General features: G+C 71.6%; 26 protein-coding genes and 1 pseudogene. 19 read left to right on the forward strand and 8 right to left on the reverse strand.

Annotated elements, in window-relative coordinates; translation table 11 throughout:
• The first annotated feature begins 83 nt into the window (after positions 1–83).
• The 6 genes from ABZX30_RS02555 to ABZX30_RS02580 all read left to right on the forward strand — a co-directional run bounded on the left by ABZX30_RS02555 (position 84) and on the right by ABZX30_RS02580 (position 5897).
• A complete protein-coding gene (locus ABZX30_RS02555) occupies positions 84–872 on the forward strand; it encodes a response regulator transcription factor (RefSeq protein WP_355927830.1) in 789 nt (262 codons plus the stop codon).
• A gap of 86 nt (positions 873–958) precedes the next feature.
• The gene (locus tag ABZX30_RS02560; protein WP_355927832.1) at positions 959–1981 is read left to right on the forward strand and encodes a LacI family DNA-binding transcriptional regulator; all 1023 of its coding nucleotides are present in this window, start codon (positions 959–961) and stop codon (positions 1979–1981) included.
• Between the two features lie 151 nt (positions 1982–2132).
• On the forward strand, positions 2133–3311 hold the full coding sequence (locus ABZX30_RS02565) for a trypsin-like peptidase domain-containing protein (protein ID WP_355927834.1): 1179 nt from the start codon (positions 2133–2135) through the stop codon (positions 3309–3311).
• A gap of 47 nt (positions 3312–3358) precedes the next feature.
• Complete coding sequence (locus ABZX30_RS02570) at positions 3359–3604, forward strand: hypothetical protein (RefSeq protein WP_355927836.1); 246 nt, start codon at positions 3359–3361, stop codon at positions 3602–3604.
• Positions 3605–3714: 110 nt separating this feature from the next.
• A complete protein-coding gene (locus ABZX30_RS02575; RefSeq protein ID WP_355927837.1) occupies positions 3715–4449 on the forward strand; it encodes a response regulator transcription factor in 735 nt (244 codons plus the stop codon).
• The gene (locus ABZX30_RS02580) at positions 4446–5897 is read left to right on the forward strand and encodes a HAMP domain-containing sensor histidine kinase (protein ID WP_355927839.1); all 1452 of its coding nucleotides are present in this window, start codon (positions 4446–4448) and stop codon (positions 5895–5897) included. The genes ABZX30_RS02575 and ABZX30_RS02580 overlap by 4 nt, the downstream gene beginning before the upstream one ends.
• 21 nt (positions 5898–5918) lie before the next feature.
• On the opposite strand, the gene ABZX30_RS02585 is transcribed toward ABZX30_RS02580, so the two are convergent.
• Positions 5919–6572: a Uma2 family endonuclease gene (locus ABZX30_RS02585; protein ID WP_355927841.1), complete on the reverse strand. Its 654-nt coding sequence runs from the start codon at positions 6570–6572 to the stop codon at positions 5919–5921.
• 21 nt (positions 6573–6593) lie between these two features.
• Here ABZX30_RS02585 and ABZX30_RS02590 point away from each other — a divergent pair, with 21 nt between their 5' ends.
• Positions 6594–6731, forward strand: a complete 138-nt coding sequence (locus tag ABZX30_RS02590; RefSeq protein ID WP_355927843.1) for a hypothetical protein — start codon at positions 6594–6596, stop codon at positions 6729–6731.
• 22 nt (positions 6732–6753) lie between these two features.
• Here ABZX30_RS02590 and ABZX30_RS02595 read toward each other — a convergent pair whose 3' ends face one another.
• Positions 6754–7383, reverse strand: a complete 630-nt coding sequence (locus ABZX30_RS02595) for a class I SAM-dependent methyltransferase (protein ID WP_355927845.1) — start codon at positions 7381–7383, stop codon at positions 6754–6756.
• 314 nt (positions 7384–7697) lie between these two features.
• On the opposite strand from ABZX30_RS02595, the pseudogene ABZX30_RS02600 reads away from it, so the two are divergent.
• Positions 7698–8666, forward strand: a pseudogene (locus ABZX30_RS02600) (pectinesterase family protein); the annotation flags it as partial.
• 95 nt (positions 8667–8761) lie between these two features.
• Here the strand turns inward: ABZX30_RS02600 and ABZX30_RS02605 are convergent.
• Positions 8762–10567, reverse strand: coding sequence for a bifunctional metallophosphatase/5'-nucleotidase (locus ABZX30_RS02605; RefSeq protein ID WP_355927848.1), 1806 nt, complete (start codon positions 10565–10567; stop codon positions 8762–8764).
• Between the two features lie 168 nt (positions 10568–10735).
• Here ABZX30_RS02605 and mshD point away from each other — a divergent pair, with 168 nt between their 5' ends.
• The 7 genes from mshD (at position 10736) to ABZX30_RS02640 (ending at position 17554) form a co-directional block, all read left to right on the forward strand.
• Complete coding sequence (mshD, locus tag ABZX30_RS02610; RefSeq protein WP_355927850.1) at positions 10736–11662, forward strand: mycothiol synthase; 927 nt, start codon at positions 10736–10738, stop codon at positions 11660–11662.
• 19 nt (positions 11663–11681) lie between these two features.
• Positions 11682–12257 carry an ATP-binding cassette domain-containing protein gene (locus tag ABZX30_RS02615; protein WP_355927853.1) on the forward strand — a complete coding sequence of 192 codons (576 nt, stop codon included), beginning with the start codon at positions 11682–11684 and terminating at the stop codon, positions 12255–12257.
• On the forward strand, positions 12254–13282 hold the full coding sequence (locus ABZX30_RS02620) for an ABC transporter permease (protein WP_355927855.1): 1029 nt from the start codon (positions 12254–12256) through the stop codon (positions 13280–13282). Before ABZX30_RS02615 ends, ABZX30_RS02620 begins: the two co-directional genes overlap by 4 nt.
• Complete coding sequence (locus ABZX30_RS02625) at positions 13279–13434, forward strand: hypothetical protein (RefSeq protein WP_355927858.1); 156 nt, start codon at positions 13279–13281, stop codon at positions 13432–13434. The genes ABZX30_RS02620 and ABZX30_RS02625 overlap by 4 nt, the downstream gene beginning before the upstream one ends.
• Before the next feature lie 184 nt (positions 13435–13618).
• A complete protein-coding gene (locus ABZX30_RS02630; RefSeq protein ID WP_355927859.1) occupies positions 13619–15967 on the forward strand; it encodes an RNA degradosome polyphosphate kinase in 2349 nt (782 codons plus the stop codon).
• Positions 15948–17021, forward strand: coding sequence for a CHAD domain-containing protein (locus ABZX30_RS02635; protein ID WP_355927861.1), 1074 nt, complete (start codon positions 15948–15950; stop codon positions 17019–17021). The genes ABZX30_RS02630 and ABZX30_RS02635 overlap by 20 nt, the downstream gene beginning before the upstream one ends.
• Positions 17022–17089: 68 nt before the next feature.
• Positions 17090–17554: an NUDIX hydrolase gene (locus ABZX30_RS02640; RefSeq protein WP_355927864.1), complete on the forward strand. Its 465-nt coding sequence runs from the start codon at positions 17090–17092 to the stop codon at positions 17552–17554.
• Between the two features lie 12 nt (positions 17555–17566).
• Here the strand turns inward: ABZX30_RS02640 and ABZX30_RS02645 are convergent, their stop codons facing one another.
• Entirely contained in the window at positions 17567–17740 is a 174-nt protein-coding gene (locus ABZX30_RS02645; RefSeq protein WP_355927867.1) for a hypothetical protein, read from the reverse strand.
• Positions 17741–17897: 157 nt separating this feature from the next.
• On the opposite strand from ABZX30_RS02645, the gene ABZX30_RS02650 reads away from it, so the two are divergent.
• Both ABZX30_RS02650 and ABZX30_RS02655 read left to right on the forward strand, forming a co-directional pair.
• The gene (locus ABZX30_RS02650; protein WP_355927870.1) at positions 17898–18785 is read left to right on the forward strand and encodes a hypothetical protein; all 888 of its coding nucleotides are present in this window, start codon (positions 17898–17900) and stop codon (positions 18783–18785) included.
• 95 nt (positions 18786–18880) lie between these two features.
• Entirely contained in the window at positions 18881–19054 is a 174-nt protein-coding gene (locus tag ABZX30_RS02655; RefSeq protein WP_355927872.1) for a hypothetical protein, read from the forward strand.
• A gap of 16 nt (positions 19055–19070) precedes the next feature.
• Here the strand turns inward: ABZX30_RS02655 and ABZX30_RS02660 are convergent, their stop codons facing one another.
• Positions 19071–19403, reverse strand: a complete 333-nt coding sequence (locus tag ABZX30_RS02660) for a metal-sensitive transcriptional regulator (RefSeq protein WP_355927874.1) — start codon at positions 19401–19403, stop codon at positions 19071–19073.
• A gap of 230 nt (positions 19404–19633) precedes the next feature.
• Between ABZX30_RS02660 and ABZX30_RS02665 the strand changes: the two genes are divergently transcribed.
• On the forward strand, positions 19634–20254 hold the full coding sequence (locus ABZX30_RS02665; protein ID WP_189421789.1) for a DUF47 family protein: 621 nt from the start codon (positions 19634–19636) through the stop codon (positions 20252–20254).
• Positions 20255–20262: 8 nt separating this feature from the next.
• Positions 20263–21261, forward strand: coding sequence for an inorganic phosphate transporter (locus tag ABZX30_RS02670; protein ID WP_355927877.1), 999 nt, complete (start codon positions 20263–20265; stop codon positions 21259–21261).
• Between the two features lie 453 nt (positions 21262–21714).
• Here the strand turns inward: ABZX30_RS02670 and pstB are convergent, their stop codons facing one another.
• From pstB to pstC, 3 genes are read right to left on the reverse strand one after another with little or no spacing between them, the layout of a single operon-like run.
• Positions 21715–22491 carry a phosphate ABC transporter ATP-binding protein PstB gene (gene pstB / locus ABZX30_RS02675; RefSeq protein ID WP_355927880.1) on the reverse strand — a complete coding sequence of 259 codons (777 nt, stop codon included), beginning with the start codon at positions 22489–22491 and terminating at the stop codon, positions 21715–21717.
• A 39-nt stretch (positions 22492–22530) separates the two neighbouring features.
• On the reverse strand, positions 22531–23586 hold the full coding sequence (pstA, locus tag ABZX30_RS02680) for a phosphate ABC transporter permease PstA (protein ID WP_355927883.1): 1056 nt from the start codon (positions 23584–23586) through the stop codon (positions 22531–22533).
• Positions 23583–24590, reverse strand: coding sequence for a phosphate ABC transporter permease subunit PstC (gene pstC / locus ABZX30_RS02685; protein WP_355927948.1), 1008 nt, complete (start codon positions 24588–24590; stop codon positions 23583–23585). The genes pstA and pstC overlap by 4 nt, the downstream gene beginning before the upstream one ends.
• Positions 24591–24654: the final 64 nt, after the last annotated feature.

The following is a 24654-nucleotide window of genomic DNA, read 5'->3' on the forward strand; positions in this document are numbered from 1 at the left end:
CCGCAGGTGTACGGGGCCTTCGGGATCGCAGAGCAGTTCCGCACCGCACACGTCCTCGCAGGGACCGAGGAGGAACCAGACGTATGAGTTCTCTGCTGCTCCTGACCAACGCCCTCCAGCCGTCGACGGAGGTGCTCCCCGCTCTCGGCCTGCTGCTGCACAACGTGCGTGTGGCTCCGGCGGAGGGACCCGCACTGATCGACACCCCCGGCGCCGACGTCATCCTGATCGACGGCCGCCGCGACCTGCCGCAGGTGCGGAGCCTGTGCCAGCTGCTCCGCTCCACCGGCCCCGGCTGTCCGCTGATCCTCGTCGTGACCGAGGGCGGCCTGGCCGCCGTCACCGCCGACTGGGGCATCGACGACGTACTCCTGGACACCGCCGGCCCCGCCGAGGTGGAGGCCCGTCTCCGGCTGGCCATGGGCCGGCAGCAGATCGTCAACGACGACTCCCCGATGGAGATCCGCAACGGCGACCTGTCGGTGGACGAGGCGACCTACTCCGCCAAGCTCAAGGGCCGGGTGCTCGACCTCACCTTCAAGGAGTTCGAGCTGCTGAAGTACCTCGCCCAGCACCCGGGGCGCGTGTTCACCCGCGCCCAGCTGCTGCAGGAGGTCTGGGGCTACGACTACTTCGGCGGCACCCGCACGGTCGACGTGCACGTACGACGGCTGCGCGCCAAGCTCGGCCCCGAGCACGAGTCGCTGATCGGAACCGTCCGGAACGTCGGTTATCGATTCGTTACTCCCGAGAAGGGCGACCGCTCCCCGGACGAGGCAAAGGCCAAGGCCACCCGGTCACAGCAGGACGATGCGGACACCGCGGACACCGCTGCCGCCCTGGACGCCACCGAGATCACGGCCGACGCCTAGCAGTCGTACGGGCAGGGCATCGCATCCGCACAGCCGGGCCGCGATACGCCCTGCCCAGCGCGGGTCTCTCCGCGTAGACTCCGCGCGTGGCCAAGGTGACTCGGGATGATGTGGCGCGGCTGGCGGGGACGTCCACCGCCGTGGTCAGCTACGTCATCAACAACGGACCCCGGCCGGTCGCCCCGGCCACGCGCGAGCGTGTCCTCGCCGCGATCAAGGAGCTGGGGTACCGGCCCGACCGGGTCGCCCAGGCGATGGCCTCGCGGCGCACCGACCTGATAGGGCTGATCATCCCGGACGCCCGCCAGCCCTTCTTCGGGGAGATGGCGCACGCGGTCGAACAGGCCGCCTCCGAGCGCGGCAAGATGGTCCTCGTCGGCAACACCGACTACATCGCCGAACGCGAGGTCCACTACCTGCGCGCCTTCCTCGGCATGCGCGTCTCCGGCCTCATCCTCGTCTCCCACGCGCTGAACGACCAGGCCGCCGCCGAGATCGAGGCCTGGGACGCCCGGGTGGTGCTGCTGCACGAGCGTCCCGAGGCCATCGACGACGTCGCCGTGGTCACGGACGACCTGGGCGGCGCCCACCTCGCCGTACGCCACCTGCTGGAGCACGGCTACGACTACGTGGCCTGCGTGGGCGGCACCGCCGACACCCCCGCCGTCGGCGACCCGGTCTCCGACCACGTCGAGGGCTGGCGGCGCGCGATGGGCGAGGCGGGCATCCCGACCGCGGGACGGCTCTTCGAGGCGCCGTACAACCGCTACGACGCCTACAAGGTCGCGCTCGAGATGCTCTCCGGCCCGGACCGCCCGCCCGCGGTCTTCTGCTCCACCGACGACCAGGCGATCGGCGTGCTGCGCGCCGCGCGTGAGCTGCGCCTCGACGTGCCCGGCGAGCTGGCGGTGGCCGGGTTCGACGACATCAAGGAGGCGGCGCTGGCCGACCCTCCCCTGACGACGATCGCATCGGACCGCCCCGCGATGGCCCGGGCCGCGGTGGACCTCGTCCTCGACGACGGCCTGCGGGTGGCGGGCTCCCGGCGCGAGCGGCTGAAGACGTTCCCGTCCCGGCTCGTGGTCCGCAGCTCCTGCGGCTGTGCATGACCTGTACCGGCCCGTACCAGGGATGATGAAGACCGCCTGAGAACCCGCCCCCACCTGCGAGGACGGTCTTTACATCGGGCGAACGAGGTTCTGGCGGGCTTCTCAGGGAGCACTCAGCGGGCTCTCATGGTCGCGGGCGAAGCTCTCTGTCATGACCGAGAGCTTCCGCCGCAGCGGCGGTTACGAGGACCCCCAGGGTGACGCCTACCAGGGCGCGTACCCCCAGCAGCACACCTCCGCCTCCCCCGTGGACCCCCAGTGGCCGGCCCCTCCGGCGTACCAGCCCGCGCAGCCGGTCACCGTCGAGCCGGGCACCACCGTCTGGCCAGGGCCCCGGACCGCCACGGACGGCGGCGCCGACGGGCACGGCCACGGCGGGCACGGCGACCACGGCGGCGGAACCGCGGTCCTCGGCACCGTCCCGGCCGACGCCGGCCCGGCGCCCGAGAAGAAGCGCGCCCGGGGGCCGATCGCCCTGCTGGCCGCCGTGGCGATCGTGGCGGCGGCCGTCGGCGGCGGCACCGCGTACGCCTTCCAGGAGCTGACCGGCAAGGACACCACCGCCGCCTCCAGCACCACCACCAACGTGGTGCCCGCCGGCAAGAAGGGCGACGTCGCCGCCATCGCCGCCGTGGTCAGCCCGAGCGTGGTCGAGATCAAGGCGACCCTCGCCAACGGGTCCTCCACCGGCTCCGGCGTGATCATCACCTCCGACGGCGAGATCGTCACCAACAACCACGTCGTCTCCGGCGCCTCCTCGATCAAGGTGACGACCAGCGACGGCACGTCCTACACCGCCGAGGTCGTCGGCACCGACAGCTCCAAGGACCTCGCCCTCGTCAAGCTGCGGAACGCCTCCGGACTGAAGGCGGCCACCCTCGGCGACTCCTCCGGCGTCCAGGTCGGCGACACGGTCGTGGCGATCGGCTCCCCCGAGGGCCTGACCGGCACCGTCACCAGCGGCATCGTCTCCGCCCTCAACCGTGACGTGACGGTCTCCACGGACGAGAGCCAGGGACAGAGCCAGGGCCAGGGCGGCGACGGACAGTGGCCCTTCCAGTTCGGCGGCCGGCAGTTCAACGGCGACACCGGCTCCTCCACGACCACCTACAAGGCGATCCAGACCGACGCCTCGCTGAACCCCGGCAACTCCGGCGGCGCCCTGATCGACGCCGGCGGCAACATCATCGGCATCAACTCCGCGATGTACTCGTCGAGCCAGCAGTCGTCCTCGTCCTCCGACGCGGGCAGCATCGGCCTCGGCTTCGCCATCCCGGTCAACACCGTCAAGTCCGACCTGGCCAAGCTGCGGTCGGGCTCCACCAGCTGAACCACCGGCCTCGCACCGCGACGGCCCGGCACCCCAGGGAGTACGTCATGATCAAGCAGATCTCGCACCCGGTCACCGCCACCGGCCCGGCCGACATCACCCTGGCCCTCGGGGTGGCGTACGAGCTCCACACACCGGCGCCGGTGCCCGCGCCCCGCGCCCCCGAGGTCGCGGCCCGAGCCCCCGAGGTCGCCGCCCCCGCCGTCCCCCAGCTGATGGGTCTGCGTGTCCCCGCCACCCGCCCGCACCGCCACAAGGTCCCGCTGAAGCGCCTGACGGCAGTGCGCGGCTGACCCGGCCCCGGTCCCGGCGCCCCGGTCCCGGCCCCGTCCTTACTCCGCCGCCCGCAACCATGCGACGCTGAAAGCGTCCCCGCCCACCGCACCCCGAGGAACCGCGAGCGATGAGCCCCGCCGAAGGCGACCGTGACCCCCAGCGCATCCTGATCGTCGACGACGAACCGGCCGTACGCGAAGCACTGCAACGCAGCCTCGCCTTCGAGGGGTACGGCACGGAGGTCGCGGTCGACGGCGCCGACGCACTGGAGAAGGCGACCGCCTACCAGCCCGACCTGGTGGTCCTCGACATCCAGATGCCCCGCATGGACGGCCTCACCGCCGCCCGCCGCATCCGCGGCGCCGGGGACACCACCCCGATCCTCATGCTCACGGCCCGTGACACGGTCGGCGACCGGGTGACGGGCCTGGACGCCGGAGCCGACGACTACCTGGTCAAGCCCTTCGAACTCGACGAACTCTTCGCCCGCATCCGCGCCCTGCTGCGCCGCAGCTCCTACGCGGCGGCCGTCTCCGCCGAGGCCCAGGAGGACGAGGCCCTCACCTTCGCCGACCTGCGCATGGACCTCGCGACCCGCGAGGTCACGCGCGGCGGCCGCCAGGTGGAGCTGACCCGTACCGAGTTCACGCTGCTGGAGATGTTCATGGCCCACCCCCGTCAGGTGCTCACCCGTGAGCAGATCCTGAAGGCGGTCTGGGGCTTCGACTTCGAACCCTCGTCGAACTCCCTGGACGTCTACGTCATGTACCTCCGGCGCAAGACCGAGGCCGGCGGCGAGCCGCGCCTCGTGCACACGGTGCGCGGTGTGGGCTACGTCCTGCGCCAGGGCGGCGCCGAGTGAAACGGCTCGCACGCCGCTACCGAGCGCTCCCCATCCGCTCCCGGCTGGCGCTGCTGGTGGCGGCGGCGGTGGCGTTCGCGGTGGCGGCGGTGTCGGTGACGTGCTGGTTCATCGTGCAGGGGAAGCTGTACGACGAGATCGACGACCGGCTCTCGAGCCTCGGCGGCCGAGGGAGCATCCTGAACGCCGCGCAGGTGGCGGCGCTGGTGGACTCGTGTCCGCAGACCGTGAACTCGGCCGGCCGCCCCTCCTTCGTCTACCTCCAGGTCGTGACGGGGGACGGCAAGACCTGTGTCGTGCCGGACTCCGAGGGCGTGGTGAAGGTGACGGCCACGGACAAGAAGGCGGCCAACGACCCCAACCTGCGCGAACGCATCTTCCACAACAGCGTGGACGGCGAAGGCAACGACGTACGGGTGGTGACCACGGCCGTCCCCGTGGGCGGCGGGCCCGACGCCGTGCCGTACCCCGGTGTCGCGATCATGACGTCCGTCTCCCTCAAGGACACCCAGAAGACCCTCAACGACCTGGCGCTCGTGCTGCTCCTCGTCTCCGGCATCGGAGTCGTCGGCGCCGGAGCCGCCGGCCTCGCCGTGGCCCGCGCGGGCCTGCGCCCCGTCGACCGGCTCACCGAAGCCGTCGAACACGTGGCCCGCACGGAGGACCTGAGCATCCGGATCCCGGTCGAGGAGGACAGCGAGGACGAGATCGCCCGCCTGTCCCGCTCCTTCAACTCGATGACCTCGTCCCTGGCCAGCTCCCACGAACTGCAGCAGCAACTGATCGCCGACGCCGGCCACGAACTCCGCACCCCCCTCACCTCGCTCCGCACCAACATCGAACTCCTCACCCGCAGCGAGGAGACGGGCCGCCCCCTCCCCCCGGCCGACCGCAAGGCACTCCTCGCCTCGGTGAAGGCCCAGATGACGGAACTGGCCTCGCTCATCGGGGACCTCCAGGAACTGTCCCGCCCGGAGGGCCAGCGCGGCGAACGCGTCCAGGTGGTCTCCCTGGAGGACACCGTGGAGGCGGCCCTGAACCGCGCCCGCCTGCGCGGCCCGGAGCTGACCATCACGGCCTCCCTGGAGCCCTGGTACACCCGGGCGGAGCCGGCCGCGCTGGAGCGGGCGGTGGTCAACATCCTCGACAACGCGGTGAAGTTCAGCCCCGAGGGCGGCACGGTCGACGTGCGGCTCACCGACGGCGTCCTCACGGTCCGCGACCACGGCCCCGGCATCCCCGCCGACGAACTCCCCCACGTCTTCGACCGCTTCTGGCGCTCCCCCTCGGCCCGCGCCCTGCCCGGCTCCGGCCTCGGCCTCTCCATCGTCGCCCGCACGGTCCAGCAGGCGGGCGGCCAGGTCGGCCTGGCCCCCGCGGAGGGCGGCGGCACGGTGGCGACGGTACGACTGCCCGGGGCGCCCACGCCGCCACCGGAACTCGCGTGAGCCCCTCGGCCCGACCGCCCGTCAGCGGCGCTTCGGGCCGGTGACCGCTTCCCCGATCACGAAACCCTTGGCAGGGCCCGCCGGGATGTGGGCCTCCGTGCCGTACGGTGCCCGCACGACTCCCAGCCAGTCGGCTCTGTCCGGCTGGGGCTCGGTGAGGACGGTGACGGTGCCCTGGTTGTCGTAGTCGTCGACGATGACGTAGACGGGGATACCGGCTCGGGCGTATTCGCGACGCTTGCGGACACGGTCGCGGTCCAGACTGCGCTTGCCGGGAGACGTGACTTCGAAGACCACCCGCACGCCCGCGGCCGTCAGGCCGAGCCCGTCATCCGTCACATAGCGCTCAGGGTCCCGGGCGACGACGAACAGGTCCGGCACCCACGCACGGTTCTCGTGGATGATGTTCGTGTCATTCCGGGCGCCGTAGTCCCCACCCCTCAGAAAGTCCCCCAACGCCTCCTTGAGCAGGAAGACGATCTGACTGTGGGAATAGCGACCGGTGGGCGACACCTCGATGGCTCCCTCGATGATCTCAGCGCGGTAGCCCTCGGGGAGTTCCATGGCCTTCCATGCCTGCCACACGACCTCGTCCAGGTCAGGGCCGTTCCCGGGCGCGGCCTCGGTCCTGATCTCGGTCATGGTCTCGGACCTCTCGTAAGCAAGAGCGGTCATGGTGGCATCACCTCCTCAAGTGTGGGCTGGGCGTGCTCGCGGCACAAGCAACGCGACCGCGAGAGCGACGACCCCGGCACCCTCCTCACCACCGCACCCACCCAGCTCGCGGCCCTCCTCCACCACCTCAAGCGCGCCCCGGCTCCCACCACCGCCTAGCGAACACCAGTTCGCCCCCGATCTAGTCGAGCCGGGCCAGCAAGTGGGCGTCGAGGAAACCCCGTTCGGAGGCGGGGTCGTGGAGCAGGCGGGCGAAGGGGGCGAGTCCGGCTCCGGAGAGCAGTTCGGCGAACCGGTCCGGGGGCCAGCTGTAGGCGGGCGTCACCTTGTGGTCGAAGCGGACCGGCTCGGGGGCGTCGGTCGCGAAGAACGAGACCAGGAGCAGGCCCCCCGGTGCCAGGACGCGTGCCTGCTCGGCGAGGAGCGCGGGCAGTTCCCCGGGCGGGGTGTGGATCATCGAGTAGTGGGCCAGTACGCCGCCGAGCGCGCCGTCCTCGACCGGCAGGGCCTCCATCCGCGCCTCGTCGAACCGCAGCGCCGGATGGGCCCGCCGGGCGTGGTCGACCATGCCCGGGGAGAGGTCGAGCCCGAAGGCGTCCAGGCCCAGGTCGTGCAGCATGGCCGTCAGATGTCCGGGCCCGCAGCCGACGTCGGCCGCCCGCGGGTTCCCCGTCCCGCGCACCAGCTCGGCGAAGGTGCCGATCATGTTCCGCGAGAACGGGTGCGTCTCCAGCCGGCCGGCGAACATCGACGCGTACAGCTCGACGGCCCCGTCATAGGCCGCCCTGGTCTCGTGCTGGTGCTCCGTCACGGGAAGGGAAGCTAACACCCGGACACGTGCGCGGCCTCTCCGGTGCCCGCGTTAGCGATGGTGTTTTCCGGCGCGCTCGGATCGGCGAGCAGTCACTCGAACGGGGCAACCATTCGCTTCGCCGCGGCGACTCCAGGTCACCCCCCAACGGGATCGATCCGAAAAGGAGCCGCTCCATGACCACCCCCCACTCCGCGCCCCGCCACCACAAAGGCCGGACCGCCCTCACCCGCGGCCTCCCCCTCGCGCTGGCCACCTCCGCCGCTCTCGCCTCCGGGGTCCTCGTCCCCGGCGGCGTGCAGCCGGCCTCGGCGGCGGCCGCCGCGACCACGCTCACCGTCGCCAAGGACGGCAGCGGTCAGTACACGACCGTGCAGGCCGCGGTGAACGCCGTCCCCGCGAACAACGCCTCCCGCGTGGTGATCAGCGTCAAGCCGGGCACGTACCGCGAGCTGGTCAAGGTGCCGTCGAACAAGCCGCACGTCACCATCCAGGGCACCGGTGGCAGCCGGAACGACACGGTGATCGTCTACAACAACGCGTCGGGGACGCAGAAGCCCGACGGCTCGGGCACGTACGGCACCGGGGGCAGCGCCACCGTCGCCGTCGAGGCCGACGACTTCCAGGCCCGCAACCTGACCTTCTCCAACGACTTCGACGAGGCCGCGCACCAGGACATCAGCGCCCAGCAGGCGGTCGCCCTGCGCACCGCCTCCGACAAGGTGTTCCTCGACAACGTGACCGTCACCGGCGACCAGGACACGCTGCTGGTGGACACCGCGGCCAAGGAGAAGCTCGGCCGCGTCTACATGAAGAACTCCTCCGTGATCGGCAACGTCGACTTCATCTTCGGTCGCGCGACCGCCGTGCTCGACACGTCGGTCATCACCCTGAAGAAGCGCTGGAACGGCACCTCGGCCGGCTATGTCACGGCGCCGAGCACGGCCGCCGGGCGCCGGGGCATCCTGATCGCCAACTCGACCGTCAGCGGTGACGTGTCGGACCGGACCTTCTACCTCGGGCGTCCCTGGCACGCCGGCGGGGACGCCTCGCTCGACCCGCAGGCCACGGTCCGCAACACGGCTCTGAGCGCCGCGATCAGGACCGCCCCGTGGACCGACATGAGCGGCTTCTCGTGGAAGGACGACCGCTTCGCCGAGTACAAGAACACCGGCGCGGGCTCGGGCGCGGCGAGCAGCGACCGCCCGCAGCTGACCGATGCCCAGGCGGCGGACCAGGAGGTCGCGGACTGGCTGGGCGACTGGACGCCCACGGCTTCCTGACGCCCTTCGACGCCCACGAGGGGCCCGGTACGCGCGGGAAGCGCGTACCGGGCCCCTCGGTGTGCGGTGGCCGGTGAACGGTTGCCGGGGTGCGGTTACGGGACGACCGTGATCCGGCCGGTGGCCGGCGGCGCCAGCGGGCTCGCCGCCGAGGAGTTCGCCGTCAGGTACTTCTCCAGTGCCGTCAGGTCGTCCGCGCCGACCAGGTCGTTCGTGCCCTGTCCCAGCGTGGTGAAGCCGTCGCCGCCGCCCGCCAGGAAGCTGTTGGTCGCGACCCGGTAGGTGGCCGACGGGTCGATCGCCGCGCCGTTCAGCCGGATCGAGTCGGTCACCACCCGGTCGGCGCCCGTCTTCGTCAGGTCCAGCGTGTACGTCAGCCCGGAGGACGGCTGGAGGATCTTCGGCGCCGCCGCGTTCGCGCCGCTCACCTGCTCCTTGAGCGCCTGGACCAGCTGGGCCCCGGTGAAGTCCTGGAGGTTCACGGTGTTGGCGAAGGGCTGGACGGTGAAGCCCTCGGCGTAGGTGACGACGCCGTCGCCCTCAGCGCCCTTGGCCGCGTACGTCAGCCCGGCCCGCACCCCGCCCGGGTTCATCAGCGCGAGGTCGGTCCCGGGGTCCAGCTCCTTGCCGTAGGCCAGCTGCGCGTCCGCGATCAGGTCGCCCATGGGGGACTCGGTGCCGGTGTTGCCGATGTCGGCGGAGATGTAGCCGATGGGCCGGTTGCCGATCGGGGCGGCGAGGGTGTTCCACTTGTCGATCAGCGCGGTCATGTCGGCCGCCTTGGGGACGTCGCGGGTGACCACGCGGTTGGCCGACTTCACCGCCGTACGCGCGATGTCGCCGGTGAAGCGGTCGTACGTGAGGGTCGTGTCCGTGTAGAGGCGGCCGAAGGAGGCCGCCGAGGTGACCATGCGGGGGCGGCCCGCCGGGTCGTCGATCGTGCAGGTGTACGCGGTGTGGGTGTGCCCGGTGACCAGTGCGTCCACCGCCGGGGTCACGTTCTTCGCGATGTCGACGATCGGACCGGAGATGCCGTCGCCGGCGCCCGGGGAGTCGCAGTCGTAGTTGTACGAGCCCGAGGCGGGATAGCCGCCCTCGTGGATGAGCGCGACGATCGACTGCACGCCCTGGCGCTGGAGCACCTTGGCGTACTTGTCGATCGTCTCGACCTCGTCCTTGAACTTCAGGCCCTTGACGCCGTCCGCCGAGACGATGCCCGGCGTGCCCTCGAGGGTGACGCCGATGAAGCCGATCTTGACGTCCTTCTTCTTCCACACCCAGTAGGGGCGCAGGATCGGCTTGCCCGTCTTCTCGTCGAGGACGTTCGCCGCGAGGTACGGGAAGTCGGCGCCCTTGAACTTCTTGTCCGTGTAGCAGCCCGCCGTGGGGTGGCAGCCGCCGTTCTGGAGCCGGGCCAGTTCCCGCGCGCCCTCGTCGAACTCGTGGTTGCCGACGGAGGTGACGTCGAGCTTCAGCTTGTTCAGCGCCTCGATGGTGGGCTCGTCGTGGAACAGCCCGGACAGCAGCGGGGAGGCGCCGACCATGTCGCCGCCGGCCGCGGTGATGGAGTACGGGTGCCCGGCGCGGGCGTCGCGCAGGTGCGTGGCGAGGTACTCGACGCCGCCCGCGTCGATCGTCTTCGTCGTGCCGTCCGGCTGGAGTTCGGTGACCCGGCCGGAGGAACCCGACGGCGGTTCGAGGTTGCCGTGCAGGTCGTTGAAGGAGAGGAGCTGGACGTCCTGGTAGCGGCTCGGGTGGTGGCCGTGGCCGCCCCTGCCGTCATGGGCGTCCGCCGGGAGCGCGGTGGCCAGTGCGGCGGCGGAGGCCAGCGCCGCGGCGGAGGCGAGAAGTGCGTACGTACGGCGTCGGGCACGGCGGTACGGGTGATGTGCGGTCGGCATGCGCCCCCCTGTGGGTCTGCTGAGACGGTGGCCCGTTCCGGCGCAGCCTAGGGTCGACGCGCGTAGCACAACAGGGTGTTGAAGGTTACATCCTGGTTTCCCTTTGCCGATTTCTTTGCCGTTTCCCGTTTCGCCCCCGGGCCGGGACCGCCCCGTACCCTCATACGCATGACCAGCGACGACACCGTGGGGCCCGCCGGCACCCGTTCCATCGAGACCCACTCCGCGCTCTCCCCGGACCAGGCCGGGGCCGTGCTCGAACTGCTCGCGGAGGCCGCCCGCGCCGACGGGCAGCAGCCGGTGTCCGAGCAGGGGCGGCTGCAACTGACGGGCGGCGCCCGCGAGGGCGTGTCGCACCTGCTGCTGCTCGTCGGCGACGAACTCGTCGGCTACGCCCAGTTGGAGGACACCGACCCGGTGGAGGCACCGGCCGCCGAACTCGTCGTCCATCCGGCGCACCGCGGGCACGGGCACGGCCGGGCGCTGGGCTCGGCCCTGCTGGCGGCCTCGGGCAAGCGGCTGCGGGTGTGGGCGCACGGCGGGCACCCCGCGGCCCGGCACCTCGCCCAGGTGCTCGGCCTGACCCTGTTCCGCGAACTGCGCCAGATGCGCCGGTCGTTGACCGACCTGGACCTGCCCGACCCGGTGCTGCCGGAGGGCGTGACGGTACGTACCTTCGTACCCGGCGCCGACGACGCGGCCTGGCTGGCCGTCAACGCGGCCGCCTTCGCCCACCATCCGGAGCAGGGCTCCCTGACCCGGCGTGACCTCGACGACCGCAAGGCCCAGCCGTGGTTCGACCCGGCCGGCTTCTTCCTGGCCGAGCGCGCGGGTGACGTCGTCGGCTTCCACTGGACGAAGGTCCACGCGGCCGAGCAGCTCGGTGAGGTGTACGTCCTCGGGGTGGCCCCCGGCAGGCAGGGCGGCGGCCTGGGCAAGGCGCTGACCACGGTGGGCCTGCGTCATCTGGCGGCCCAGCGGCTGCCGACGGCGATGCTGTACGTCGACGCGGACAACGAGGCGGCGGTGTCGGTGTACGAGCGGCTGGGGTTCACCACGTACGAGACGGATCTGATGTACCGCACCGAGACCTGACGCACCTCCCCCAACGGCCATGAGGGGCGGCGGACTTGACGCCGCCCCTCTCTTGCACCACCCTTTCACTGCTCAATTAGTGAGCGCCCTCTCCGGCGGCCAGCGCACCCGCGTCGCGCTCGCCCTGGCCCTCGGGAAGCAGCCGGAACTGCTGCTCCTGGACGAGCCGATGGCCGACCTCGATCCGCTGGCCCGGCACGAGCTGATGGGCGTGCTGATGGCGCAGGCGGCCCGGCACGGCACCACGATCGCGATGTCCTCGCACGTGGTCGCCGAGCTGGAGGACTCCTGCGACCACCTGCTGCTGGTGGGCGGCGGCCGGATCCGGCTGGCCGGGGACATCGACGACCTGCTGGCCGCCCACACGCGCGTGAGCACCGCCGCCGACACGGCCGACCTCGCCCCGCACACGGTCGTCGAGTCCCGCGTCACCGGCCGCCAGCTCAGCGCCCTGATCCGCCCGGCGGGCCCGCTGCCCGCCGGCTGGCGCACCGGCACGCCGTCCCTGGAGGAGCCGGTCCTCGCCCACCTGCGCAACCCCGGGGCTCCCGCGCTCACCGCCGCCTCGGCGCCGGCCGAGGAGGCCGCCGTATGAGTGTCATGACCGCGTCCACTCCGGCGGCCGGGCGGCAAGGGGCGGGCGGTCCGCGCCTGAGCCGGTGGCTGGTGCGCCTGCACCGTCCGGCACTGCTCGTCTGGGCGGGACTGGTGGTCCTCGGGGCCGGCCTGCTGCTGTGGCTGGCCGGGCCGCTCACCGACGCGGCGGCGGAGGCGTGGCGGCGGTGGAGCTCCTGCGCGGAGCGGCCGACGTGCAGGTACGACCAGAAACCGCTGCTGCTCTTCAACGTCACGTACACCTACCTCACCCTCTCCATGGCCGCGCTCCCGTTCCTGGTGGCCGCCTGGGCGGGCGCCGCGCTCGTCGGGCGTGAGATGGAGTCCGGCACCGCCCAGCTGACCTGGACGCAGGGCGTCACCCCGGCCCGGCTGGCGGCCAAGCCGGCCCTGCCCGCCGCCGCGGTCACCACGGGAACCGGCCTGCTGGTGTTCCTGCACCGCCGGGCCTGGTCGGCGGCCCACGGCCGCGTCGGCAGCCTCGACAACTGGTACATGACCTGGGCCTTCCACACCAACGGAGCCACCCTCGTCGCCTTCGGCATCGCCGGCCTGGCCGCCGGCGCCTTCGCGGGCGTGGTGCTGCGCCGCACCCTGCCCGCGCTCGGCGGCGCCCTGGTCCTCACCGCCGGCGTCCTGGGCCTGGCCCAGTGGCTCATGCCGCACCTGTGGCCCGCCGTCACCCGCGTGACCGGCTTCCAGCAGGGCTACGGCGATCTCTACAACGGCATCGAGGTCGACCACGGCCTGCTCACCGCCTCCGGCGGGCACATCCCCGAGCCCGGCTGCACGGCGGGCACGTCCGAAGAGTGCCGGCGGCTGTACCGGAAGCTCGGCGGGGTCGGCTACTACAACACCTACCACCCCGCCTCGCACTACTGGCCGCTCCAGCTGACCACCACGGCCCTGGTACTGGCCCTGACCGCCCTGCTCACCGCGGGCGCGTTCCTCGTGCTCAGGCGGCTCACCGGAGCGTTCCGGCTCGCGAAGGCGGCCACCTCATGACCGCCGCCGCCCTCCCCGGGCTGCCCCGCACGGTGCTGCGGCTGCACCGCTGGGCGCTGCTCGCCTGGGCCGGCTTCGTCGCCGGCACGACCGGCTGGCTGGTCTGGCTGACCACGGCGGCCTACGCGGTGCTGCGCCGGCGCACCGCCTGACGGCCCCGCAGGGCCGGCGGTCCCGTACGCCCTTCCACGGGGGGAAGGACGTACGGGACCGTCCTTTCCCCCGGACGCCTCACGGGCGCCGGAGCCCGGACGAACGCCCGGGAGCCGCCCCCCGATATCCCGCACGTCATGTCTCCGTAACCATCGATTCAGAAGACCTTGCGACGCTCGGCCAATGAAGCCCGCCGTGCCAGAGCCTTCGCCGCCCCCCGAGGGGTCCGCGGGGAACGGGGCCGTGAAGCTCCCACCCGCACGTTCCGACGCGCCCGTATCGCTCGCGGCGCGGAACAATGGGTTCATGAGCCAGCCAGACACCCAGGCACAGCACGCGCAGCCCTCCGTGGGCTCCATAGCCGCGCACCGCCCGCACACCGTGGCGGCCGTGGTCTCCGACCTGGAACCCGACATCGACGCCGACCTCGACGCCTACGAGGAGTCCCAGGCCGACGGGGTACAGCTGCCGCAGGGCCGTTTCCTCGACCGGGAGCGCAGCTGGCTCGCGTTCAACGAGCGGGTCCTCGAGCTCGCCGAGGATCCCGACACGCCCCTCCTGGAGCGGGCGAACTTCCTGGCGATCTTCGCCAGCAACCTGGACGAGTTCTTCATGGTCCGGGTGGCCGGTCTCAAGCGCCGCATCGCGACCGGCGTGGCCACCCGCTCGGCCTCCGGCCTCCAGCCCCGCGAGGTGCTGGAGATGATCTGGGCCCGCTCCCGCGAGCTGATGGCCCGGCACGCCGCCTGCTACCACGAGGACGTCGCCCCCGCGCTCGCGGAGGAGGGCATCCACCTGGTCCGCTGGAACGAGCTGGCGGAGAAGGAGCAGGCGCGCCTCTTCACGCTCTTCCGGCACCAGATCTTCCCGGTCCTGACCCCCCTGGCGGTCGACCCGGCGCACCCCTTCCCCTACATCTCCGGCCTGTCCCTGAACCTGGCCGTGGTGGTGCGCAACCCGGTCAGCGGCCACAAGCACTTCGCCCGCGTCAAGGTGCCGCCGCTGCTGTCCCGCTTCCTGGAGGCCGCCCCCGGCCGGTACGTCCCGCTGGAGGACGTCATCGCGGCCCACCTGGAGGAGCTCTTCCCGGGCATGGAGGTCCTCGAGCACCACGCCTTCCGGCTCACCCGCAACGAGGACCTCGAGGTCGAGGAGGACGACGCCGAGAACCTGCTCCAGGCCCTGGAGAAGGAACTCATGCGACGCCGCTTCGGGCCGCCGGTGCGCCTGGAGGTCGAGGAGTCCATCGACCGCGAGGTGCTCGACCTGCTGGTGCGCGAGCTGAAGATCAGCGAGGCCGAGGTCTACCCGCTGCCCGGCCCCCTGGACCTCACCGGCCTCTTCCGCATCCACAGCCTCGACCGGCCCGAGCTGAAGTACCAGAAGTTCGTCGCGGGCACCCACCGGGACCTCGCGGAGGTGGAGTCCGCCTCGGCGCCCGACATCTTCGCGGCCCTGCGCAGCCGCGACGTCCTGCTGCACCACCCGTACGACAGCTTCTCCACCTCCGTGCAGGCCTTCCTCGAACAGGCCGCGGGCGACCCCGACGTCCTCGCCATCAAGCAGACCCTGTACCGGACCTCCGGCGACTCCCCGATCGTCGACGCCCTCATCGACGCCGCCGAGTCCGGCAAGCAGGTCCTCGTCCTCGTCGAGATCAAGGCACGCTTCGACGAGCACGCCAACATCAAGTGGGCACGCAAGCTGGAGGAGGCCGGCTGCCACGTCGTGTACGGCCTCGTCGGCCTGAAGACCCACTGCAAGCTGTCCCTGGTGGTCCGCCAGGAGGGCGAGACGCTCCGCCGCTACAGCCACGTCGGCACCGGCAACTACCACCCGAAGACGGCCCGGCTGTACGAGGACCTCGGCCTGCTCACCGCCGACCCGCAGGTCGGCGCGGACCTCTCCGACCTGTTCAACCGGCTCTCCGGCTACTCCCGCCGGGAGACCTACCGCCGGCTGCTGGTGGCCCCCAAGTCCCTGCGCGACGGCCTGGTCTCGCGGATCGACAAGGAGGTCCTGCACCACCGTGCCGGACGTCCGGCGTTCGTCCGCATCAAGGTCAACTCGATGGTCGACGAGGCGGTCATCGACGCCTGCTACCGCGCTGCCCAGGCGGGCGTACCGGTGGACGTGTGGGTGCGCGGCATCTGCGCGCTGCGCCCCGGCGTCCCGGGCCTGTCGGACAACATCCGCGTCCGCTCCATCCTCGGCCGCTTCCTCGAGCACTCCCGCGTCTTCATCTTCGGCAACGGCGGCGAGCCCGAGGTGTGGATCGGCAGCGCCGACATGATGCACCGCAACCTCGACCGCCGGATAGAGGCCCTCGTCCGGGTCACCGACCCCGGCCACCGGGCCGCCATCAATCGGCTGCTCGACACCGGCATGTCCGACACCACCGCCTCCTGGCACCTCGGCCCCGACGGCGAGTGGACGCGGCACGCGACCGACGGGGACGGCCAGCCCCTGCGCAACGTCCAGGAGATGCTCATAGACGCCCGGAGGCGCCGGCGTGGCACAGCAACACCTTGACCCGACGGACCCCACGGCCGGGGCGGTGACCGGGGAGGCCCTCGCGGGCTACCTGCGCGCCCAGGCCACGGAGTTCCTCCGCGCGCTGCGGCTGCACCGGGAGACCGGGGGCACCGCGGGCGGCGCGGAGGGGTCCGTCGACGCGGTGCGCGCCCTGCGCCGCTCGGCCCGCCGCATCAGCGGCAGCCTGCACACCTTCCGCCCGCTGCTCGACACCGGCTGGTCGGAGGAGATCCGGCCGGAACTCGCCTGGCTGTCGGGCACGCTGGGGCTGGAGCACGCGTACGAGGCCCGGCTGGAGCGGCTGTTGCTGGCGCTGCACCGGCTGTCGGGGTCGACGACGGTACCCGCCCAGGCGGTCGGCGCGGCCGTGGGCGGCGGCGGCACCGGCAGGGCGGCGCCCGCCCCGCCGAAAGCGGCGGCCCCGAACGGCAACCTGACCGTCGGCGCGGCGAAGGCGGGCGCCCTGCTGGACCGCCAGCTCACCCTCGCCCGGACCCGCGCCCACTCCACGGGGCTCCAGGCCCTCGGCTCCGCCCGCTTCCACGCCGTCGCCGACAAGGTCGCCCTCCTGGCCAGCGAGGTCCCCCTCACCCCCGCCGCCCGGACCACCGACCCGCGCCCCCTGGCAGCCGCCGCCGAGGAACGGCTCACCGCCGCGATCGCCGCGCTGCCCCTGGTCACCGCGGGCCACCCCTACAACGCGGAGGCCCTCGTCCACGGCCTGTCCCCGGACCCGTCCCCCCACCCCCAGGACGGCCCCTGGCACCAGGTCCGCCTGCTGCTGCGCCTGCACCGCTACGCCCGCGAGGTGCTGCTCGGCCCCGAAGTCCCGGTGGACCTGCGGCTGCTGACGGCCGGTCAGGCCCTGGACCGGCACCGGGACGCCTCGGAGGCCGCCGCGGCGGCGGCACAGGCGGCCCGCACCCCGCGCATCGCCCCGGCGACGGCGTACGCCCTCGGCGTGCTCCACGCCGACCAGCGTCACGAGGTGGAGGCGGCCCGGTTCGCGTTCCAGCAGTGCTGGCAGAAGCGGACGGTCACCACCCCCTGACCCCTCTGCTCCCTTTTCCCCTGCCCCTCCTTTCCCCTGCCCCTTCGACGCGAGGCGGTGAAGCACCGGTGACGACCGCGAAGGACACCCCGGACACCCCGGACACCCCGGACACCCCGGATACTCCGGACACCCCCGTACAGGCCGCCGGCTGCGTACTGTGGCGCCGCTCGCCGGTCGACGGCGGCCTGGAGGTCTGCCTCGTCCACCGGCCCAAGTACGACGACTGGTCGCACCCCAAGGGCAAGCTCAAGCGCGGCGAGGAGGCGCTGCCGGGAGCACTGCGGGAGGTGGCGGAGGAGACCGGGTACACCGCGGAGCCCGGCGCCGAGCTGCCCACGGTGTGCTACTACGCGGGCGGCCGCCCCAAGGAGGTCCGCTACTGGGCCGCCGAGGCCGTCGCCGGCGACTTCACGCCCAACGACGAGGTGGACCGCATCCTGTGGCTGCCGCCCGGCCCCGCCCGGGCCCGCCTGACCCAGCCCCGCGACCGGGACCTCGTCGACGCCCTGGTCTGCGACTCGTCCGTGTGACCCGCGAGCCCGTCAGCCCGCCGCCGCATGCCCCTCCGCGTCCGCCCTCGCCAGGCTGCGGGCCCGGCGGGCGGGGCCGCGCCAGCCGCAGGTGCAGCGGGCCACGCAGAAACGGCCCTGTTCACTCGTCGTCGTGAGGTGGTCCTGCCCGTGCCGGGTCCGCTCGGGACCGTCCTGCTGCGCCACACAGACAACGTTACCCACCTTGCGCGAAGGGCAGGCCCGGTCCGGCCCGGGCTCCCGCCGGGCCGGCCGACGGGCGCGTGACGGCCGCCCCCTACTCGTCGTTAACCGGAACGACAGGGGGCCCGTGACGGACGTACCGGCTGGGGGTAGGCAGGCTATGGATCGGCGGCAGTACAAGTGGGGCGGGACGGCCGGCAGGGCGGGCATCGCGATGGGCATCGCGGCCGGTCTGGGCCTCGGTGTCACGGGCTGTTCCTTCAGCGGTGCCGCCGCCGAGGACGGGCGCGGCGCGAACGACCCGGTCACCGTGCTGCGGCGCGCCGCCGGCACCCTGCGCGAGGCGGGCAGCTCGAAGGCCACCACGTCGATGGAGATGGCCACCGGCGGCACCCGGGTCACCATCCGCGGCACGGGCGTCTACGACTTCCGCAGACAGCTCGGCCGGCTCACCGTGCGGCTGCCGCAGGACCCGGCCGGGAACGCCGAGCACCGCCCGATCACCGAACTCCTCGCCCCGGGCGCCCTGTTCATGAAGAACCGCGGCGCCGGGGTGCCCGCCGACAAATGGGTACGGGTGGACACGGCGACCCTCTCCGACGGCAACCTGGTCACGGGCGGCGCGACGGACCCGTACGCCGCCGCGGAACTGCTGCGCGGCACCCGGACGGCGACGTACCTGGGGCGTACCGAGCTCGGCGGGACCGAGGTGCGCCACTTCCGCGGCACCGCCGACCTGGCCAGGGCGGCGCGCACCGCCTCGGCGGGCAACCAGGAGGCACTGACCGCGGCGGCGAAGGGGTTCGCCACGGCCGAGGTTCCCTTCGACGCCTACCTCGACGACCAGGGCCGCATCCGCAAGATCCGGCAGAGCTTCTCTTTTGTCAACGGCCGCCGGAAGGCCGCCGTGGCGGTCGCCTCGACGACGCTGCTGTACGACTTCGGCACACCCGCGGACGTCCGGCTGCCGCTGTCGAAGGACATCTACGCGGGCCGGATCGCCGAGAACCGGCCATCCGGCGAAGCGGGCGGCGACCCGGGGCACTAGTCAGCGCGGCGGCCCCTGGACTAGCCCGTCCGTGCCATGCGCGGTGTGTAGAGCCCTGCCTACTCTAGGAAGTCGGTGACGGCAGAGAAGAGGTGATGCGCGTGGCTCCGGTCGGCGGTACGGCAGTTCAGGACCACGTGGCCCTCGCCGAGATCGAGCTGTGCGGAGAGCTGATCATCGCGGCCTCGGCCGCCGAGGAACGGCTCAGCCTGGCGAGCATCGACGAGGTGCTGCGCGTGGCCGAGGAACGCGCCACGGCCGAGCACTGACCTGCGGCACCGCGGCTCAGGTGCGGAGCAGGCGGCCGATCGCCTTCGTGGCCTCGTCCACCTTGGCGTCGATCTCCGCCCCGCCCTTGACTGCCGCGTCCGCGACGCAGTGGCGCAGGTGCTCCTCCAGGAGCTGCAGCGCGAAGGACTGCAGGGCCTTGGTGGAGGCGGACACCTGCGTGAGTATGTCGATGCAGTACGTGTCCTCGTCGACCATGCGCTGCAGGCCCCGGATCTGGCCCTCGATCCGGCGCAGCCGCTTGAGGTGCTCGTCCTTCTGCTTGTGGTAGCCGTGCGTGGTGCCGCCCGCCTCGGAGGGCGCCGTGGCACCGGCCTCGGTCGTCGTCATCGCGCCCCTCCAGTCGCCGCGGAGCTCAGGACAGAGCTCAGGACAGAGCTCATGACAGATACCCCCACAGGGTATATGGTAGCCGACTTTGCTGGGTATAGGCGCCTTGGTACGCCCCCGTGATGATCAGCTTGACCGATGGGTGACACTGGGGGACGGCCCATTAGCCGTGGCCGGATGATGCGCCTAGCATCACCCTGACCGAAACCGAAGCACCCCGAGGACCCCACGTGCGCTTTCGTCTGACCCCCAGGGAGACGAGCTTCTACGACATGTTCGCCGCATCCGCGGACAACATCGTCACCGGCTCCAAGCTCCTGATGGAACTGCTCGGGGCGGACGCCTCCGCCCGGGCCGAGATCGCAGAGCGTATGCGGGCCGCGGAACACGCAGGTGACGACGCCACGCACGCGATCTTCCACCAGCTGAACTCCTCGTTCATCACGCCGTTCGACCGCGAGGACATCTACACCCTCGCGTCGTCCCTCGACGACATCATGGACTTCATGGAGGAGGCCGTCGACCTGGTCGTCCTCTACAACGTCGAGGAACTGCCCAAGGGCGTCGAGCAGCAGATCGAGGTGCTGGCGAGGGCGGCGGAGCTGACGGCGGAGGCCATGCCGAACCTCCGCACGATGGACAACCTCACCGAGTACTGGATCGAGGTCAACCGGCTCGAGAACCAGGCCGACCAGATCCACAGAAAGCTTCTTGCACACCTCTTCAACGGCAAGTACGACGCGATCGAGGTGCTCAAGCTCAAGCAGATCGTGGATGTGCTGGAGGAGGCGGCTGACGCGTTCGAGCACGTGGCGAACACGGTGGAGACCATCGCCGTCAAGGAGTCCTGAACCCACTCATGGACACCTTCGCTCTGATCGTGACCGTCGCGGTCGCGCTCTTCTTCACGTACACGAACGGATTCCACGACTCGGCCAACGCGATCGCCACGTCGGTGTCGACCCGCGCGCTGACGCCGCGGGCGGCGCTGGCGATGGCCGCGGTGATGAACCTGGCGGGTGCGTTCCTCGGCTCGGGGGTCGCCAAGACCGTCAGCGAGGGCCTGATCGAGACGCCCCAGGGCGGGTCGGGAATGGCCATCCTCTTCGCCGCACTGGTCGGCGCGATCGTCTGGAACCTGGTCACCTGGTACTTCGGGCTACCCTCCTCGTCCTCCCACGCGCTGTTCGGCGGCATGGTCGGCGCGGCGCTCGCGGGCGGCACGGCGGTGCACTGGAACGGCGTGCTGGACAAGATCATCATCCCGATGTTCCTGTCCCCGGTGGTCGGCCTGATCGTCGGCTACCTGGTCATGACCGTGATCATGTGGACGTTCCGCCGCGCCAACCCGCACAAGGCCAAGCGCGGCTTCCGCATAGCCCAGACCGTGTCGGCGGCCGGCATGGCCCTCGGCCACGGCCTCCAGGACGCCCAGAAGACCATGGGCGTCGTGGTGCTCGCCCTGGTCATCTCCGGCCACAAGACCTTCGGCGACCCGATCCCGGTGTGGGTGAAGCTCGTCTGCGCGGTGATGCTCTCCCTCGGCACCTACGCCGGCGGCTGGCGCATCATGCGCACCCTGGGCCGCAAGATCATCGAACTCGACCCGCCCCAGGGCTTCGCCGCCGAGACCACCGGCGCGTCGATCATGTTCGTCACCGCGTTCCTCTTCAAGGCACCGATCTCCACGACCCACGTCATCACCTCGGCCATCATGGGCGTGGGCGCCACCAAGCGCGTCAACGCCGTCCGCTGGGGCGTCGCCAAGAACATCGTCCTCGGCTGGTTCATCACCATGCCGGCAGCCGCACTGGTGGCCGCGGCGGCGTTCGGGGTCGTGGACCTGGCGTTCCTGTAAACCGGGCGGCACCGGATGGCAGGGGGCCGGATCCCCAGGTCAGGAGTGCGGGAGCCCCCGCCAGGATCCGGGCAGGAGCTTCCCGCCAGGGCTGCGGGAGGCACAACCCCCGCCAGATTCCGGGGCGGGACCCCACGCCAGAAACCCCGGGGCACAACCCCCGCCAAGGGCTGCGGGAGGCACAGCCCCCGCCAGATTCCGGGGCGGGACCCCACGCCAGAAACCCCGGGGCACAACCCCCGCCAAGGGCTGCGGGAGGCACAGCCCCCGCCGGGTCCGGGGCGGAGCCCCGGGATGGAGCCCTCCAGCCGACCGTCACGGGTGGGCGGGTGGGGGACTGGGGACGGCCGTGCGGGAAGGCGATGGGCCCGCCCCCGGGAGCCAGGGGCGGGCCCTCACATCCTCGCGGTGGCACCGCCATGCAGCACCGCGAGGGGTCATCGAGGCATCGGCTCAGCCGAAGCGCCCGGAGATGTAGTCCTCCGTGGCCTGGACCGACGGGTTGGAGAAGATCCGCTCGGTGTCGTCGATCTCGATCAGCTTCCCGGGCTGTCCCACCGCCGCGAGGTTGAAGAAGGCCGTACGGTCGGACACCCGCGCCGCCTGCTGCATGTTGTGCGTCACGATGACGATCGTGAACCGTTCCTTCAGCTCACCGATCAGGTCCTCGATGGCGAGCGTGGAGATCGGGTCGAGCGCCGAGCACGGCTCGTCCATCAGCAGCACCCCCGGCTCCACGGCGATCGCCCGTGCGATGCACAGCCGCTGCTGCTGACCACCGGACAGTCCCGACCCGGGCTTGTTCAGCCGGTCCTTGACCTCGTTCCAGAGGTTCGCGCCCTTGAGGGACTTCTCGACGATGTCCCCGAGCTCGCTCTTCTTGTAGTTCCCGTTCAGCCGCAGCCCGGCCGCCACGTTGTCGAAGATCGACATCGTGGGGAACGGGTTGGGCCGCTGGAACACCATGCCGACCTCGCGCCGTACCGACACCGGGTCGATCCCGGCCCCGTACAGGTCCTCGTCGTCGAGCATCACCTTGCCCTCGACCCGCCCGCCGGGCGTGACCTCGTGCATCCGGTTCAGCGTGCGCAGGAACGTCGACTTGCCGCAGCCGGACGGGCCGATGAACGCCGTCACCGAGCGCGGCTCGACCGTCATCGAGATGTCCTCGATCGCCTTGTGGGAGCCGTAGTAGGCGGTGAGCCCGCTCACGTCGATTCGCTTGGACATAACTACTTCACTTCCAGTCAGTCGCTGAGAGGGCCGCGGTCAGCGACCGGTCTTCGGGGCCTTCCAGCGGGCGATGCCCCGGGCCACCATGTTGAGGATCATCACGAAGGCGATCAGCGTGAGGGACGCCGCCCACGCGCGGTCGAACGCCGGCTCGGCGCCCGCGCCGTACTGCTGGTAGATGTACAGCGGCAGTGAGGCCTGTGCGCCGTCGAAGGGGTTGTTGTTGATGAACGGGTTGCCGAACACCAGCAGCAGCACCGGCGCGGTCTCACCCGCGATACGGGCGACGGCGAGCATGACGCCGGTGGTGATGCCGCCGATGGAGGTCGGCAGGACCACCTTCAGGATGGTGCGCCACTTGGGCACGCCCAGCGCCAGCGATGCCTCGCGCAGCTCGTTCGGTACGAGCTTGAGCATCTCCTCGGTGGAACGGACCACGACCGGCATCATCAGGATGGCCAGGGCCAGCGAGCCGGCGAACCCGAAGGGCTGCATCTTGAAGATCAGCATCAGGCTGAGGATGAACAGGCCCGCGACGATCGAGGGGATACCGGTCATCACGTCGACGAAGAACGTGACGGCCTGGGCGAGCCTGCCCCGCCCGTACTCCACCAGGTAGACCGCGGTGAGGATGCCGATCGGCGCGCCGATCAGGGTGGCGAGGCCGACCTGCTCCAGGCTGCCGATGATGGCGGCGTAGATGCCGCCGCCCGGCTCGGAGTCGGCGACGACGCCCATGGAGTGGGTCAGGAAGTAGACGTCGAGGACCTTCACGCCGCGGGCGACGGTCACCCAGATCAGGGAGGCCAGCGGCACGACGGCGAGCAGGAAGGCGACCCAGACGAGGGAGGTCGCGACGCGGTCCTTGGCCTGGCGGCGGCCCTCGACCCGGGCGGCGATGCCGAACGTGCCGAGCACGAACAGGATCGCGGCGATCAGGCCCCACTGGACCTTGCTGTCCAGGCCGGCGGCGAGACCGATGCCGATCGCGACGACGAGGGACCCGGCGGCGATGGCCCACGGGGACCACTTCGGGAGGCTGGCGCCGCGCAGCGTGCTGGGGCGCTTGTCGGCGATGCTTGCGGTGGTCATGCGTTGGCCCCCGAGTACTCCTTGCGGCGGGCGATGATGGCACGGGCCGCGCCGTTGACCAGCAGCGTGATGACGAACAGGACCAGACCGGAGGCGATCAGCGCGTCACGGCCGTACTCGGTCGCCTCGCTGAACTTGCTGGCGATGTTCTGGGCGAAGGTGCCGCCGCCCGGGTTGAGCAGGCTGGCCTGGATGTCGAAGGTCGGGGAGAGCACGGTGGCGACGGCCATCGTCTCGCCGAGCGCCCGGCCGAGGCCGAGCATCGAGGCGGAGATCACGCCGGAGCGGCCGAAGGGCAGCACCGCCATGCGGACGACCTCCCAGCGCGTGGCGCCGAGGGCCAGCGCGGCCTCCTCGTGCATCTGCGGGACCTGCCGGAAGACCTCGCGGCTGACGTTGGTGATGATCGGCAGGATCATGATCGCGAGCAGGATGCCGACGGTGAGCATCGAGCGGGCGGGACCGCCGTCCCAGGAGAAGAGGCCGGTCCAGCCGAGGTAGCGGTCGAGCCAGCCGAACAGGCCGCTCATGTGCGGTACGAGGATCAGCGCGCCCCAGAGGCCGTACACGATGGACGGCACGGCGGCGAGCAGGTCGATCACGTACGCGACGGGGCCGGCCAGCCTGCGCGGCGCGTAGTGCGTGATGAACAGCGCGATGGCGACCGCGACCGGGACCGCGATGACCATGGCGACGATCGAGGAGACGATCGTGCCGAAGGCCAGCACCGCGATGCCGAAGACCGGCGGCTGGAGGTTCGTGTTCCACTCGAAGGCGGTCAGGAAGTTGCCGTGGTCCTTGCTGATCGCGAGGGAGGCGCGGTAGGCGAGGAAGACCGCGATCGCGGCCATGATCACCAGCAGCAGGATGCCCGAGCCACGGGACAGGCCGAGGAAGACGCGGTCACCGGGGCGGGTCGCGCCACGGGCGGTGCGCTTCTGCTCGGCCACGGCCGGCTCGGGGAGGGGGGGAGGTGCGTCGGTTGTCATCGTCGATATGTCCATCGGGTTCTCCGGTCTGCGGAGCCGCTCGGAGGTGGGCGGCTCGGTGGAGCCGTACGCCCCGAGG

It is taken from the genome of Streptomyces sp. NPDC004542 (genome assembly GCF_040610035.1).
GTDB lineage: Bacteria > Actinomycetota > Actinomycetes > Streptomycetales > Streptomycetaceae > Streptomyces.

Coding starts and splice junctions, on each gene's coding strand:
- ABZX30_RS02650 (WP_355927870.1), top strand. CDS start 17,898: ATGGATCGGCGGCAGTACAAGTGGGGCGGGACGGCCGGCAGGGCGGGC.
- ABZX30_RS02605 (WP_355927848.1), bottom strand. CDS start 10,567: ATGCCGACCGCACATCACCCGTACCGCCGTGCCCGACGCCGTACGTAC.
- pstA (WP_355927883.1), bottom strand. CDS start 23,586: ATGACCACCGCAAGCATCGCCGACAAGCGCCCCAGCACGCTGCGCGGC.
- ABZX30_RS02655 (WP_355927872.1), top strand. CDS start 18,881: ATGCGCGTGGCTCCGGTCGGCGGTACGGCAGTTCAGGACCACGTGGCC.
- pstB (WP_355927880.1), bottom strand. CDS start 22,491: ATGTCCAAGCGAATCGACGTGAGCGGGCTCACCGCCTACTACGGCTCC.
- ABZX30_RS02565 (WP_355927834.1), top strand. CDS start 2,133: ATGACCGAGAGCTTCCGCCGCAGCGGCGGTTACGAGGACCCCCAGGGT.
- ABZX30_RS02630 (WP_355927859.1), top strand. CDS start 13,619: ATGAAGCCCGCCGTGCCAGAGCCTTCGCCGCCCCCCGAGGGGTCCGCG.
- ABZX30_RS02570 (WP_355927836.1), top strand. CDS start 3,359: ATGATCAAGCAGATCTCGCACCCGGTCACCGCCACCGGCCCGGCCGAC.
- ABZX30_RS02615 (WP_355927853.1), top strand. CDS start 11,682: ATGAGGGGCGGCGGACTTGACGCCGCCCCTCTCTTGCACCACCCTTTC.
- mshD (WP_355927850.1), top strand. CDS start 10,736: ATGACCAGCGACGACACCGTGGGGCCCGCCGGCACCCGTTCCATCGAG.
- ABZX30_RS02585 (WP_355927841.1), bottom strand. CDS start 6,572: ATGACCGCTCTTGCTTACGAGAGGTCCGAGACCATGACCGAGATCAGG.
- ABZX30_RS02575 (WP_355927837.1), top strand. CDS start 3,715: ATGAGCCCCGCCGAAGGCGACCGTGACCCCCAGCGCATCCTGATCGTC.
- ABZX30_RS02625 (WP_355927858.1), top strand. CDS start 13,279: ATGACCGCCGCCGCCCTCCCCGGGCTGCCCCGCACGGTGCTGCGGCTG.
- ABZX30_RS02620 (WP_355927855.1), top strand. CDS start 12,254: ATGAGTGTCATGACCGCGTCCACTCCGGCGGCCGGGCGGCAAGGGGCG.
- ABZX30_RS02670 (WP_355927877.1), top strand. CDS start 20,263: ATGGACACCTTCGCTCTGATCGTGACCGTCGCGGTCGCGCTCTTCTTC.
- pstC (WP_355927948.1), bottom strand. CDS start 24,590: ATGGACATATCGACGATGACAACCGACGCACCTCCCCCCCTCCCCGAG.
- ABZX30_RS02555 (WP_355927830.1), top strand. CDS start 84: ATGAGTTCTCTGCTGCTCCTGACCAACGCCCTCCAGCCGTCGACGGAG.
- ABZX30_RS02660 (WP_355927874.1), bottom strand. CDS start 19,403: ATGACGACGACCGAGGCCGGTGCCACGGCGCCCTCCGAGGCGGGCGGC.